11 protein-coding genes and 1 riboswitch are annotated in these 13,577 nt (G+C 58.8%); all 11 genes read left to right on the forward strand.

Annotated elements, in window-relative coordinates:
- The first annotated feature begins 152 nt into the window (after positions 1-152).
- The 11 genes from HMPREF9081_RS02675 to HMPREF9081_RS02725 all read left to right on the forward strand — a co-directional run bounded on the left by HMPREF9081_RS02675 (position 153) and on the right by HMPREF9081_RS02725 (position 13,148).
- Positions 153-1,109, forward strand: coding sequence for a YybS family protein (locus HMPREF9081_RS02675; RefSeq protein WP_154647280.1), 957 nt, complete (start codon positions 153-155; stop codon positions 1,107-1,109).
- 33 nt (positions 1,110-1,142) lie between these two features.
- The gene (locus HMPREF9081_RS02680; protein ID WP_006305422.1) at positions 1,143-3,155 is read left to right on the forward strand and encodes a DHH family phosphoesterase; all 2,013 of its coding nucleotides are present in this window, start codon (positions 1,143-1,145) and stop codon (positions 3,153-3,155) included.
- Positions 3,127-3,570 (forward strand): 50S ribosomal protein L9, encoded by a 444-nt coding sequence (gene rplI, locus HMPREF9081_RS02685; RefSeq protein ID WP_006305423.1) that lies wholly within the window; start codon positions 3,127-3,129, stop codon positions 3,568-3,570. The genes HMPREF9081_RS02680 and rplI overlap by 29 nt, the downstream gene beginning before the upstream one ends.
- 310 nt (positions 3,571-3,880) lie before the next feature.
- On the forward strand, positions 3,881-5,893 hold the full coding sequence (gene lonC / locus HMPREF9081_RS02690; protein WP_006305424.1) for a Lon family ATP-dependent protease: 2,013 nt from the start codon (positions 3,881-3,883) through the stop codon (positions 5,891-5,893).
- A complete protein-coding gene (gene dnaB / locus HMPREF9081_RS02695; protein WP_006305425.1) occupies positions 5,859-7,181 on the forward strand; it encodes a replicative DNA helicase in 1,323 nt (440 codons plus the stop codon). The genes lonC and dnaB overlap by 35 nt, the downstream gene beginning before the upstream one ends.
- A 142-nt stretch (positions 7,182-7,323) precedes the next feature.
- A complete protein-coding gene (gene pfkA / locus HMPREF9081_RS02700; protein ID WP_006305427.1) occupies positions 7,324-8,307 on the forward strand; it encodes a 6-phosphofructokinase in 984 nt (327 codons plus the stop codon).
- A gap of 226 nt (positions 8,308-8,533) precedes the next feature.
- Entirely contained in the window at positions 8,534-9,298 is a 765-nt protein-coding gene (locus HMPREF9081_RS02705) for a ParA family protein (protein WP_006305428.1), read from the forward strand.
- Positions 9,285-10,307: a ParB/RepB/Spo0J family partition protein gene (locus HMPREF9081_RS02710; RefSeq protein WP_006305429.1), complete on the forward strand. Its 1,023-nt coding sequence runs from the start codon at positions 9,285-9,287 to the stop codon at positions 10,305-10,307. The genes HMPREF9081_RS02705 and HMPREF9081_RS02710 overlap by 14 nt, the downstream gene beginning before the upstream one ends.
- A 37-nt stretch (positions 10,308-10,344) precedes the next feature.
- A complete protein-coding gene (locus HMPREF9081_RS02715) occupies positions 10,345-10,866 on the forward strand; it encodes a DUF4446 family protein (RefSeq protein WP_006305430.1) in 522 nt (173 codons plus the stop codon).
- 584 nt (positions 10,867-11,450) lie between these two features.
- Complete coding sequence (locus HMPREF9081_RS02720) at positions 11,451-12,359, forward strand: M23 family metallopeptidase (RefSeq protein ID WP_040394357.1); 909 nt, start codon at positions 11,451-11,453, stop codon at positions 12,357-12,359.
- Between the two features lie 12 nt (positions 12,360-12,371).
- Complete coding sequence (locus HMPREF9081_RS02725) at positions 12,372-13,148, forward strand: hypothetical protein (RefSeq protein ID WP_006305433.1); 777 nt, start codon at positions 12,372-12,374, stop codon at positions 13,146-13,148.
- Between the two features lie 102 nt (positions 13,149-13,250).
- Positions 13,251-13,421, forward strand: a riboswitch (molybdenum cofactor riboswitch).
- The last annotated feature ends 156 nt before the right edge of the window (positions 13,422-13,577 follow it).

Here is a 13,577-nt window from a genome sequence, read left to right on the forward strand (position 1 = left end):
ACCACGCGCAGCGTGGTGGAAGGGGCGCTTTGGACGATTGAGGAAGGAGTGCCTTGTTGTGATTCCGTGACAGCGCGTCTGAAATCTGTTATAATAGAAAAGTCTTTTTATAAAGGAAGGGAATGCGGATAAACCCGCTGAAAGGATATGGAATGAGTGAGCAAGGTGCAAGACCCGCCGCGACGGCGGGGATAATGACCGCTGCGGCGGTGGTTTATGCGCTTGCGGCGATCTGGCTGCCCATGCTGACGATGATGATGGGGATGCTCTGGCCGGTCTTTATTGCGCTTGTTACGGTGCGCGTGGGGCTTTACTGGGGGCTTCTCGCGTCGCTCGCGTCTCTCATCCTCACGATGCTCTTTGCATCGCCTGTGACGGGCGCCTTTTTCGTGCTCTCGTTTGCCCCGACGGGGCTTGTCCTCGGCGTGCTCTTTCGGCGCGGCGCAAACACGGTGCGTGCGCTTGTGGGCGGTGCGCTCGCCTCCCTCGGCGGAAAGGCGGCGGCGGCACTTCTCATGCTTCTCCTCTTCGGGCTGAATCCGCTGGCGATGGATATCTCCATGGCGAACGAGACCATGGACGAGACACTGGCGCTGTATCGCTCGCTCGGCATGAGTGAGGCGCAGCTGGAGGAGACACGCGCGGCGTCGGCACAGGTGCTTGAGCTCTTTGTGCTCATGCTGCCCGCCCTCTTTCTCGGGAGTTCCGTGATCGAGGTGGCGGCGTGTTTTGTCCTTCTGCGCAAGGTGCTTGTGCGTCTCGGTCTTCCCATTACGGGGCTGCCCGCATTCACCGAGTGGCGTCTGCCGATCTTCTTCTCCTATCTCTTTGCATTTTCGCTGATTGCACTCTATTGGGGAACGACGCGCGATATTGCGCTGCTCTATCAGATGGGGCTGAACGGTTATCTGATTTCTTTTTTTGCCGGGCTGGTGCAGGGAATCTCGCTGGTGCAGCTGCTGATGAAACGCTTTCACGTCTCTCCCCTTGTGCGGATGCTCGTCTATATCTTCATCGCGCTGAACGGCTTTATGACGCAGATTGTGTCGTGGATGGGGCTGTTCGATATCGCATTTGACTATCGAAAGAGATTTCGTCAAAGCAAATAAAAATATAATGTTTGTATAAAGAAAGGTACTTCCATGCCTCGAAATCTATCCGCATGGATCGATCTTACGATCCATCTGATTGTCATGCTCGCCCTTGCGCTTGTGACGTTCTGTTATAACTCCTACCTGGGGACGGCGGCACTCCTGCTTTGGGCCATTCTTGCTGCGTTTGCGTGGGAACGTTGTCGTGACAGAGAGCGCCGATTTGACCGCTACTGTATGGGCATCATACGCAATGTCAACGATGTTATGAATTATGCCATCGATCGTCTGCCGCAGGCCATCCTCGTCATCAGCAAGGAGGGGCATCTCGAGTGGTGCAATAATCAGCTTGGCGCGGCCCTTGGCGGGACAAAGCCGGAGCAGGGGACCGCAGTCGTTGATTTTTGGCCGAAGTTCAATTCGGAGGCGGTCTGGGGCATGGAAGGGGAATATCGCCTCTCGCATGAGGGACGCTCCTACCGCATCTATCATCGTATGCTGCCGACGCCTCCGCAGATGGACCCGCTGATGGCGCTCTATGTGGAGGACGAGACGGAGTTCGCCAATCTGCAAAAACGATTTCATGGGAGCCGCACGGCGCTTCTCTACATCCAGCTCGATAACTATGACGAGATCATGCAGGGGCAGACGGAGGCGGAGAAGTCCATGCTGCTGCTTGCCGTGCGCGAGCGTCTGGATGCATGGATGAACGGTCTTGGCGGGTTTATGCGCAGCATCTCCGACGGTGAGTTTTTGGCGCTCCTCGATCGGAACTCTCTGGATCATGCGATTGCAGAGAAATTTGATATCCTTGACCAGGTGCGCAAGATTGTCAACTCGAAGGGGCTGCCGGTGACGCTCTCGATCGGGCTTTCGCTTGCGTCGGAGCAGTCGTTCAAGGAGCTTGGCGAGGAGGCAGAGGCAAAACTCGATCTTGCACTCGGGCGCGGCGGCGATCAGGTGGCGCTCGATATCAGCGGGAAGACACAGTTCTTCGGCGGAAAGGCGAAGGCGGTGGAGAAGCATACGCGCGTCAAGGCGCGCGTTGTGGCGCACGCCCTGCGCGATATTATGGAGGATGCGGACGAGGTCTATGTGATGGGGCATCATAACGAGGACTATGACTGTTTTGGCGCGGCAATGGGGATCGCGTGCATGGCGCGCGCACTCGAAAAGCCCGTGCACATTGTTCTCAGCGAGATGAACGAGGGCATCGACCGCATTCTGGACATGGTGGGCAAGGATGAAGCATACGACGGTCTCTTTGTCCGTCCCGGAGACATTGCGGGGATTGCCTCTCTCTCGGCGCTCCTCGTTGTGGTGGATGCACACATTCCGCACATCCTCGCGGATCCGACGCTGCTCGACCGCATTCCAAAGATTGTTGTGATCGATCATCATCGCCGCAGCGAGAACTTCGTCAAGAATCCCCTGCTCGTCTACATCGAGACATCGTCCAGCTCGGCCAGTGAGCTGGTGACGGAGCTGCTCATGTACTTCGGCGACAACATTCGTCCGACCCGTCTCGATGCGACGGCGCTCTACTCGGGCGTTGTGGTTGATACGAAGAATTTCAGCGTCGGTGCGGGCGTTCGCACGTTTGATGCGGCGGCGTACCTGCGTCGTACGGGGGCGGACCCCGTGCTCGTTCGGGCGCTCTTTCAGAGCGACTACGAGACGACCGTGGCGCTTGCACGTGCCAAGGCAAATGCGGAGTATTTCCCCGGCGGGCTGATCGTCGGCAGTATCCCCGAGCGTCTGGCGAACGGGCAGATCATTGCGGCGCAGGCGGCGGACGGAATGCTGCGTGTGGACGGGGTGCGCATGAGCATCTATGTGTTCCAGCTGCCGGGCGATGCGGTCGGCATCAGCGCACGCTCGACGGGCGAGATGAATGTTCAGGTGATCATGGAGGAGTTCGGTGGCGGCGGGCATGCAAATGTCGCGGGTGCACAGGTGCGCGGGATGCCGCTCGCTGTTGTGCGCGGCAATGTTGTCGAGCGGGCAAGGGCATATATAGAGGAGAGTGATAGCAGTGAAGGTCATACTGCAGGCGGACATTAAGAATATCGGAAAAAAGGGCGAGATTGTGGAGGTCGCGGACGGCTACGGACGCAATTTCCTCCTGCCGAAGAAGCTGGCGCTGCCCGCGAGCAGCGAGAATGTAAACGTTGCCAAGGCGCAGGCGGGCGCGAAAGCGCGCAAGGATGCAATGGCTGTCGATGAGGCAAAGCTCATGGCGGCGCAGCTCGAGAAGGTCGAGGTGGAGATCCCCGTGCGCATCGGCGAGAACGGGCGCCTCTTTGGCGCGGTGACGGGCAAGGATGTCGCCGAGGCACTGAAGAAGAAGAACATCGACGTGGATCGCCGCAAGATCACGATCCGCGGCGAGGTGGTCGGCGAGGGGCTGTACGAGGCAATCGTCAAGGTACACCCGAATATCTCCACGACGATCAAGATTCATGTGAAGAAGGAGTAGGAGCTGTTTTTACAAGCTGCGGCGCCCACCCTTCGCAGAACCTCGTTATGCAAGCGGTCGGGCGCTTATCTGCCTAAATACCTGCGGATTCCAAACGCGCTTCGCTTGGACGATTAAAATCCGCAGGGGGCAGAACGCGCCCTTTGCTCCGCTTGCTCCACTAGGTTTGCTACAGGGGGGGGCGCCCACGCTTGCCTCGCATCCTTTCATCCTCCCCACAGCGGTGGAGGGAAACTAATGCACAACAATTTCATCCAATCGGCTGATGAGGCAATCCTCATCAGCTTTTCTCTCCAAAGGAAATAATTTTATGTCATTTTTTAAGGACTTATTCGGCGGCGACGGTAAGAAGGAACAGCCGCCCGAACTTGCGCCCGAGGCGCGAATGGATGCGGAGATTGCCGCGATCTTTCGCATGCTCGCCGATACGATGGGGACGGAGCGCCTGGTCATCCGGGCGGGCAAGATGAACGCAATGACACTCATGCGCTCGGAGAACAGGCGTGAGCGCGTGCTGGCGCTCATGCGCATCCTTGAGGAGGATCCGCTGCTCTCCCCGCCGCCGTCCGAGGCGGAGATCCCCGAGATCCTGAACCGTATGACGGAGCAGCTGGCGGGCATTCTCGCGCGGCGCGATTTGGAGGATCGCATCGAGCGCAAGGTGAACGAGAAACTTGAGAAGGATCACGAGGAGTACGTGGATGACATTCGCCGTCAGGTCATCTCGGAGGAAAGTCCCGGTACGGAGTCGCCGCACGACAAGAAGAAGCGCGAGGACCTTGAGGCGCTTGAGCAGGTTCACCTCACGCAGTCTGTTATGGAGCTGCTGCGCCCCCAGAACTTTGACGAGATCGTGGGACAGGAGCGCGCGGTGCGCTCGCTTATGGCGAAGCTCTCCTCGCCCTATCCGCAGCATCTCCTCCTCTACGGACCGCCGGGCGTCGGTAAGACGACGGCGGCGCGGCTGGTCCTTGAGGCGGCGAAGAAGCGAGCCGTGTCGCCCTTCGGGGAAAACGCGCCCTTTGTGGAAACGGACGGTACGACGCTGCGCTGGGACCCGCGTGACATGACGAATCCGCTGCTCGGCTCCGTACACGATCCCATCTATCAGGGCGCGCAGAAGAGCCTCGCGGACAGCGGTGTCCCCGAGCCGAAGCCGGGGCTCGTGACGGACGCACATGGCGGCATTCTCTTCATCGACGAGATCGGTGAGATGGACGAGATGCTGCAAAATAAATTGCTCAAGGTGCTGGAGGACAAGCGCGCCTATTTTGAGTCGGCGTACTACGACCCCGATGACAAGCGCGTGCCGCCCTACATCCGCAAACTCTTCGAGGAGGGGGCGCCCGCAGACTTTGTGCTCATCGGTGCGACGACGCGCGATGCGGATCATATCAATCCCGCGCTTCGGTCACGCTGTGCGGAGATCTATTTCGAGCCGCTGACGCCCGCACACATTCGGACGATTGTGGAGAATGCCGCACGGCGTCTGAATGTTGTGCTCGCGGATGGTGCGGCGCAGCTCATCAGTGAATACACGATTGAGGGGCGCAAGGCGATCAACATTCTTGCCGACGCGTACAGTCTTGCACTGAACCGCCTTTCGGATGATGAGATCACGCAAATTGTTTCACGTGAAACAATTCCTCCACCACTTCGCGTAACGAGGGATGATATCTACGAGGTCGCTCAGGTGAGCCGCCTCTACCAATTCGGACGAAAGAAGGCATCGGATACACCTGCCGTCGGCAGAGTGTTCGGGCTTGGCGTGGCGGGGTTTCTTGGCTCCATCATTGAGATTGAGGCGGTTGCGTTTCCTGCGGCGGAGAAGGGGAAGGGCACGGTGCGCTTCAACGAAACGGCGGGGAGCATGGCGAAGGACTCCGTGTTCAATGCAGCGTCGGTCATGCGCCAGCTGACGGGGCGTGATATCCATGACTATGACATCCACGTCAACGTGATTGGCGGCGGCAACATCGACGGCCCGAGTGCGGGGACCGCCATCCTCGCGGCGATTGTCAGCGCGGTGACAGGTGCGGCGATCCGACAGGATGTGGCGGTGACGGGGGAGATCTCCCTGCAGGGCGAGATCAAACCGGTCGGCGGCGTCTTTGAAAAGGCATACGGCGCGCGGCAGGCGGGGATCTCCACGCTCATCATCCCGTGGGAGAACAAGAAGGACATCCCCGAGGAGCATCTGGGGCTGACCATCCACCGGCTCAAGACGGCAGAGGAGGCGTTTGCTGTGCTCTTTGCCGATGAAAAGTGGAAGAAGAAAGGAGAATCCAATGGCGGAAGGACGTGTGCCACCGCAGAGCATTGAGGCGGAGTTGTCCGTACTCGGGGCGATGATGCTGAAGAAGGAAGCCGTCACGCAGGCAATCGAACTACTGCGTGCGGACGAGTTCTACCGGCAGGCGCATCGAGCTGTTTTTGAGGCGATGGAGGGGCTGGTGCGGATTGGTGAGCCCGTGGATATCGTTACTGTCACGGAGGCACTCAAGAAAAGTGGTCGCCTTGAGCAGGTCGGCGGCATTTCGTTTCTTGCAAATCTGACGAACCGTGTCCCGAGCACCGCAAACCTCGCGTACTATGCAAAGATCGTCAAGGAAAAGGCGCTTCTGCGCGCGCTCATCGATGCGAGCACGGAGATTGCGGGAGCGGCGTACGAGGCGAGCGAGGACGTTGCACAGCAGCTGGACGATGCCGAGCAGAAGATCCTCGCGATCGCGGGCGGACGGATCACGGGAAGCTTTACCCCCATCAAAGACGTCGTCTTCGATGCAGTGGATCGCGTGAGTGAGCTTGCCGCAGTAAAGGGGGGAATCACGGGGCTCTCCACGGGACTCAAGACCCTCGACTCCGTGACGCGCGGCCTCCAAAAATCCGATCTCGTCATTGTCGCGGCACGCCCCGCAATGGGCAAGACCGCATTCGTCCTCAACCTTGCCACCCATGTGGCATTGCAGGGCAAGACGGTTGCATTCTTCTCCCTTGAGATGCCGCGCGAGCAGCTCATGCACCGCATCTTCTGTGCGGAGGGGCAGATTGATGCGACGCATCTTGCGCGCGGCGAGCTTGATGATGACGAGTGGAGCCGCCTTGTCAATGTCGCTGATCGCATGCTTAAGGCGGAGCTTTATTTTGATGATACGAGCAGCACCACCGTCATGGATATCCGCACGCGCGCGCGCCGCCTTCGGGCAGAGCACGGACTCGACCTCATTGCGATTGACTACCTCCAACTGATCCAAGCGCCGGGGCGTGCGGAGAACCGCACCCTTGCCGTCGCGGAGATGACGCGCTCGCTCAAGGTGCTCGCGCGCGAGCTGGAGGTGCCGATCGTCGTTCTTTCGCAGCTCTCTCGTGCGACCGAGGGACGCTCGGACAAGCGCCCTATGCTTTCCGATCTGCGCGAGTCCGGCTCCATCGAGCAGGACGCAGACATTGTCATGTTCCTCTATCGTGAAGACTACTATAATCAGGATACGGAGAATGCAAATATTACGGAACTCAGCATTGCCAAGCATCGCAACGGTGCCACTGACACGGTGAGGCTCTTCTTCCAGAAGGAGTATACACGGTTCCGTGACCTGACGCGCGAGGGATAATTGTTTCACGTGAAACATTTTCGTGATTTTCTATCGCAAATTGTGCGAATCCCCTCAAAAAAGAGGGGATTTTTTTTGTCATTTGTGCTATCATGAAAGGAGCTCAAGGAAAACAGATGTGCATTTTGCATGCACGTTACAAATGGGTAGGGGAGGAAGAGTTGTGTTAAAGAGTATTGCAATCATGACGAGTGGGGGAGACAGCCCCGGGATGAATGCGGCGGCGCGTGCGGTTGCACGCACGGCGCTCTATGAGGGCGTGCGCGTCTGGGGGATCAACGACGGCTATCACGGGCTGCTCGAGGAGGATATGCGCGAGCTCAAGTCACGTGACGTGGGCGATATCATTCAGCGTGGCGGCACCTTCCTCGGGACGGCCCGCTGCAAGCGCTGGCAGACACCGGAGGGGCGCCGTCAGGGACACGAGAATCTGATCAAGCGCGGCATCGAGGGGCTCTGCATCATCGGTGGTGACGGCTCCCTGCGCGGTGCCCAGCTCCTCACAGAGGAGTACGGCTTCCCCATTGTCGGTCTTCCGGGGACGATCGACAACGATGTCTGGGGCATGGACTATACGATCGGCTGCGACACGGCAGCGAATACGATCATCGACGCGATCAACAAGCTGCGTGACACGGCGTCGGCACATCGCCGCGTGATCGTGCTCGAGGTCATGGGCCGCAACAGCGGATGGCTTGCGCTCGTCGCCGGCATCTCAGGCGGTGCGGAGTACATCATTGTGCCCGAGGAGGAGTACGATCTGGCGCAGATCACAGAGGATCTGATGGCAGCGTACGAAAAGGGAAAGCGCTACATCCTCATCGTGGTCGCCGAGGGCGCGGCAAAGGGACAGGATGTCTGTGACTACGTCGCACAGCATACGGACATCGAGACGCGTGTCTCGGTGCTCGGACATATCCAGCGCGGCGGCTCGCCGACGGTCATCGACCGCGTACGTGCAAGCCAGCTCGGCGAGCAGGCGGCACTCGCCCTGATCTCAGGCCTCTCAGGCGTGGTGTTCGGCTACAGCAAGGGGCACGTCGTCTCGGTCAACCTCTACGATGCAGTAAACAATAAGAAGAAGCTCGACCCGGACTACCTGCATCTGGCGAAGGTGCTGTTCTAGGGAAGCACTGATAAATTCAGCGCCATCATCTTGACGCATCTTTTTTGTCCGCTTTTCGTCGGCAAATCCTCCACAGAGCACCACTCTGCGTCCGGTTTGCCTCCTCAATCGGACGAAAAAATCTACGCCAATCTGAGGGTCTATTTTATCAGCGATTCCCTAGGGAATCTCATGGGGGGCATGCCCCTGCTACCATATTTCACACGCCCGAAGAAAGGATGATCCCGTGGCAAATATCATAGCGATTGCCAGCCAGAAGGGCGGCGTCGGCAAGACGACAACGGCGGTGAACCTCGCCGCCGCCATTGCGCGTGCCAAGCGCCGTGTGCTGCTCGTTGACATCGACCCGCAGGGGAATTCCACGAGCGGCTTTGGCATTGATAAAACAATGCTCATGTCCACGACCTATCGTGTTCTGGTTGAGGGGCGCAGTCTTCGGGAATCGATTGTCACGTCGGACTACCGCGTAGATGTCCTGCCCGCGAATGTGGAACTCGCGGGTGCCGAGGTGGAGCTGGTGGAGATGGAGCGGCGGGAGATACGCCTGCGCAATGCCCTGAGCGAGGTGGCACACGACTATGACTACATCTTCATCGACTGCCCGCCGTCGCTCGGATTTTTGACCATCAATGCGCTTGCGGCGGCACATGCTGTCCTCATTCCCATTCAGTGCGAATTCTACGCATTGGAGGGTGTGGCACTTTTGATGAACACCATTCGACTGGTGCAGGAGAACATGAATCCGGCGCTCATGGTGCGCGGCGTCGTCATGACGATGTACGACAGTCGGACGCGGATCGCGACGCAGGTCGTCGATGAGGTGAAAAATGTTTTTGGTGCCACGGTCTACGAAACACTGATTCCGCGCAATGTGCGCCTCTCGGAGGCCCCGTCGTTCGGTCAGCCCATCACCTCCTACGACATCACGTCGCGTGGGGCGGAGAGCTACATTGCGCTGGCGAGGGAGGTCATGAAGCGTGAAGAAGGCTAAGACAGGCGGCCTCGGGCGCGGGCTCGGCGCACTCGGTCTCGGGAGAACCGAGCTCGCCGGAGCAGTCGGCGGAGCTCCGTCCCCCAAGGTCCCTCCCACAACGGCTCCTCCTGCTTCTGCAAGCACAGCGGCAGAGGGAATTCCGGCCGAAATCCCCATCGAACACATTCGGGCGAACCGCTTTCAGCCGCGGCGCGAGTTCGATGAGGCGGCACTTGAGGAACTGCGTGAGTCGATCGTGCGGCATGGCATCCTCCAACCCCTCTCCGTCCGCGTCATCGGTACGGGGAAATACGAGCTCATCGCGGGTGAGCGTCGCCTGCGCGCGGCGAAACTCGCGGGACTGACGACCGTCCCCGTCGTCTTTCGCACGGCAACGGATGCGGAGCTCGCGGAGATGGCACTGATCGAGAATATTCAGCGCGAAGATCTGAACCCCATCGAAGAGGCGCATGCCTATCAGCGCCTCCTCACCGAGTTTCAGCTCTCACAGGAGGAGCTGGCACGACGCGTCGCGCGCAGCCGATCGGCCATTGCGAACAGTGTGCGGCTCCTGCGGCTCGCCGAGGGCGTGCAGGCGTTCATTGCCAACGGCGTCCTTACAATGGGGCAGGTGCGTCCGCTGCTTGCCTTGGAGAGCAAGGAGCTTCAGTGCGAGGCGGCGGAGTACATCCAGGAGCGTGAGATGTCGGCGCGCGGGGCAGAGGCTCTCGTCAAGCGCCTCGCAAAGGATCCGAACGCGCTTCGGCAGGCACGACAGCCTGCAAAAAGCGAGCGCAAGCCGGACATCTTTATGCGCGAGGCAGAGGAGCGTCTGACACGCAGCCTTGGGACGCAAGTTCGCATACAGGAGAGCCGTGAAGAGGGAAAGGGACGCCTTGAGATCAGCTATTTCTCCGCAGACGATCTCGAGCGCCTGATGGGGCTCCTCACGGGCATGGACAGTACGGCGAGGGATGACAGGCGTGCAGCGCTGCGCGCCATCTCCACACAGAACTTTACCGTATGATATTCTCGGAGAAAGTAGGGAAGAAGGGAAGAAAGCATTGTTTCTGAACAATCTCGTTATCTATGTTGCAGCCCATGCGACACCGCTCCTATTGACATCGATGCTGCTCATTCTGGTCTTATTGATTCTTGTGATCTATACGATGGCGCGCCTCTCGACGATGAATGCGCGCTACCGTGAAATGATGCGCGGCTCGAAGAAGGAGGACCTCGAGGGGATGCTGATCCAGCACATCCACGAGGTCGAGGAGGTCATCGCGACAAATGCGCGTATCATCGATGAAAATGAGGCCATTCGGCGGTTTGTTCGCAAAACTCTTGTGCGCGTCGCCATGGTGCGCTTTCGTGCATTTGAGGATATGGGCGGCGATCTCAGCTATGCCGTCGCCATGCTCGATGCGAACAACGACGGCGTGATTTTTTCGAGCATCTTCGCGCGTGCGGACTCGCGCAGCTACATCAAGCCGATCAAGGGCGGCTCCTCGGAGTACCCGCTGACGGACGAGGAAAAGAGCGTGCTGCAGGAGGCGATGGCACAGCCCCTGCCGATTAGCTATTAAGGAGCGCCCCCACCGGCTCGCAGAGCTCGCCACATCCCCCGTATCGACGGGGGAGGCTAATTGCCGTTATCCAAAAGCCTGCCCCGCCACAGCGGGGAAGGGGGACCGCGGAGCGGTGGAAGGGGCACTTACTGCCAATATCAGGAAAACCTGCTGAAACTCAGCAGGTTTTCATTTTATTCGGCTAGGATAGGACGAAGGGAAAATGGGCTGTGCGCTGCTCCGTAGCAAACCCTAGTGGAGCAAGTGAGCAAAGTGTGCGTTTCGCCCCCTGCGGATTTTAATCGTTCAAGCGAAGCGCGTTTGGAATCCGCAGGTATTGGGGAATCACGAACTCAATGATGTTGTTCAGATTGGCGCAGATTTTTCGTCCTGTCAAGGAGATGAACCGGAAGCATAGCGGTGGCTATGCTGAGGATTTATCGACGCAGAGAGAACGGAAAAGATGTGCCAAGATGGACGGCTGAATGAGTCCGTGGTTCCCTCGCGAATAAGCGCACGATCACTTGCGTAACGAGGGTTTTGCGAGGAGTACGCACAGCATAACCAATCCAAAGAACTGCGTACATCATCAGGAGAACACCTTGAACGAAGAAAAACGCTATAAAATCCAAATCATTGACAACGAGGAAGATGTGACGCGCACCGTGCGTCTATCCCTCCGCTCCGCACGGCTGCTCGCCGTCGGTGCCGTCGCGGCGGCGGTGCTCTTTACGGCAGCCTCCGTGCTCTCCGTCTATACCCTGAGGAACAACTATGTGCACGAATCGGAGGCGGCACAGCTGCGCGAGGCAAATCGCATCCAGCAGGAGCAGATCCTACAGGTATCCAAAAAGGCATCCGCTCTGCAGCAGGATCTCGAACGCCTGCGCCGCTCCGAGGACGGTCTGCGCGCGATTGTGGGGGCGCCGCCTGCGGCACTGGACGAGGACGTGCAGACGGGGATGGAGGCACCGACGGGCGGCGCGCCGCATGAGCTTACGACCGCAGAGCTTTCCGAGGCGCTTGAGATGATCGAGGAACGCCTGACAGCACGCCGCACGTCTCTCGACCTCCTCGCCGAGACCATGCGCAGGGACTTTCCCGGCGCGGCCTCCTACGCCTCTGATGATGCGCCCCACACGACGCCATCGATCTGGCCGACAGCGGGCTACGTCAGCTCGCCCTACGGACTGCGCTTTGGCGGTTCAGAGTTCCATCAGGGCATTGATATCGCCGCCGAGATGGGCACGCCCATTGTCGCGACCGCCGACGGCGTCGTGACCGCTGCGGGATGGAACGGCGGCTACGGCAACATGGTCGATGTAGATCATGGCAGCGGTATCGTGACGCGCTACGGTCACGCCTCTGCCGTTGCCGTGAGCGTTGGTCAGCAGGTGCGGCGCGGGCAGGTGATCGCCTACGTCGGCTCCACGGGACGCTCCACGGGACCCCATCTGCACTATGAGGTGCGCGTGGGCGGACAGCCGGTCAATCCTGCCGCCTATCTATGAGAAAGGAAATGTATGAAATCCATTATTTGTCTGCTTGCCGCAGCGATCCTCATTCTCCCCGCATGGGGGTATGCCGCAGAGAAGAAGGACATCCACGCCGTCATGACGGCAGAGGAGGGCACTGCTGCTCCTGCACGACAGGAGCGCGGCGAGGAGAGCCTCGACGAGGAGATGGACGATCTCAGTGACGAGTCCCTTGCGGAAAAGAATGCGAACGGAGAGATTGTCCCCGAGCCCCGCGAGGATCCGGCGCGCGAGAAAAACGCAGAGGCGGTGGATGTTCGCATGGCACCCGAGGCTACTGAGAAAATCGGGCATGGATACGGCACGGGTGAACCTCTTTCTGCCAATGGTCCTGTGCACGAAACCGTCTATGCAGAGCTGACCGCGATCGATCCCGTGACACTGAAGGACGGCGACTGGGCGTTCATCGAGGGGGACGAGCGGCGCGGCTGGTTCTTTGACCGGTCGAGGATGGCGCGGAACGAGGACGGCTCCATTTCCTACTGGCAGCTCATCCTCTACAATGACCTCGGCCGCGATCAATTCGTGCACGCCATGCACGATGAGGCGTATAAGAAGCTCGGCTACACGATGCAGCGACGTGTGCTGGACCTCAAGGAGAACACGATCCGCACCTATGAGATCATCGCCTATGACGACGAGAATATGGTCATCACGGACGGGGACCGCGACGGGCACGCCGCCGAGATCCGCCCGAACACAATGGCGGCAAAGGAGCGCGACGCCGTGAAGAAGGCGGCGAAGAGGCTGAAATTTAGGGAATAAATTGCACGCATGCTGAAAATAAATTTCGCATATTGACATAGCGTACAAATCCTGCTAGAATTAACGCACAATTAAATATGTATGGAAGGAAAACAGAAGTCATTCCCTCCACGTTTCCGAGCAAAAATATCTAAGGGGAGAGCAGTGCCTATGATATTGCGCCTGCGCTGAGGAGCACTCCAAGACGCGCACAGGGTTTCGATAGAAATATCGGAGCCTTCCCGTTTGGAGGTACTGCTTCCCCCCTTGAAAAGGAGACGACAGAATTGTTGCGTGCAGGCGGTGTGGTGTTTTCGTGTGCAGAACATCGGCAGTGTCCGTCTGATTCGAGAGGGCTGTTCGTCGTGCCTTTGGGTACGGGGGACAGCCTCTTTTCTATTGTTTTTTCGTATCGGGGGATTTAGCGACATATATAGAAAAATAGTATTC

Origin of the sequence: Centipeda periodontii DSM 2778 (assembly GCF_000213975.1) — a bacterium.
GTDB lineage: Bacteria > Bacillota > Negativicutes > Selenomonadales > Selenomonadaceae > Centipeda > Centipeda periodontii.

Bases quoted from the DNA above. Each gene is read 5' to 3' on its own strand.
- pfkA (WP_006305427.1), top strand. From the start codon at position 7,324: ATGGGTAGGGGAGGAAGAGTTGTGTTAAAGAGTATTGCAATCATGACG.
- dnaB (WP_006305425.1), top strand. From the start codon at position 5,859: ATGGCGGAAGGACGTGTGCCACCGCAGAGCATTGAGGCGGAGTTGTCC.
- HMPREF9081_RS02680 (WP_006305422.1), top strand. From the start codon at position 1,143: ATGCCTCGAAATCTATCCGCATGGATCGATCTTACGATCCATCTGATT.
- lonC (WP_006305424.1), top strand. From the start codon at position 3,881: ATGTCATTTTTTAAGGACTTATTCGGCGGCGACGGTAAGAAGGAACAG.
- HMPREF9081_RS02725 (WP_006305433.1), top strand. From the start codon at position 12,372: ATGAAATCCATTATTTGTCTGCTTGCCGCAGCGATCCTCATTCTCCCC.
- HMPREF9081_RS02675 (WP_154647280.1), top strand. From the start codon at position 153: ATGAGTGAGCAAGGTGCAAGACCCGCCGCGACGGCGGGGATAATGACC.